Annotated in this window: 1 protein-coding gene; it reads left to right on the forward strand. The window is 42.6% G+C overall.

Annotated features, from left to right (window positions below; translation table 11 throughout):
* On the forward strand, positions 1-467 hold a 467-nt coding region (locus WFK35_RS23035; RefSeq protein ID WP_336734988.1), incomplete at both ends, for a hypothetical protein.

The following is a 467-nucleotide window of genomic DNA, read 5'->3' on the forward strand; positions in this document are numbered from 1 at the left end:
TAGGATACACGAATATAAAAGCCGTTAATATGATCGACGGAAGCTACTCCAGATATTATTTTGCAGAACCTGTAAGCCTTACCTCAGGAAGTACGCCTTCTTTTTACTCTCTGGATCAGGATATGAGTACCTATCTGCGGGAAGCAGGGCTTCTCAGAAAAAGAGAGGATTACAGTGCTTCCGGCCAGCTTTTGCAGAAAACGGAAACAGAATATCAGCTTAAGGATGTTGTGCTTCCCAATATTACGGGTAACGGAGCCCCTGTAAAAAAGATCAATATCTCCAGACAGTCTTCCGTAACGGAAAGTTATGTTTTAGGAACTGCTAAAAAACTGGTTTCTTCTTCCGAAACCAATACCGAGGATAAGTACAGCAACGTTAGTGCTACCAAAGAAACCCTTCCCGACGGAAGCATTGTGGAAAAAACCTTCCTGTATCCTGAGGATAAGGGAATACAGAAACTTCTG

The sequence above is a fragment of the Chryseobacterium sp. VD8 genome, assembly GCF_037149975.1.
GTDB classification, from domain to species: Bacteria; Bacteroidota; Bacteroidia; order Flavobacteriales; family Weeksellaceae; genus Chryseobacterium; species Chryseobacterium indicum.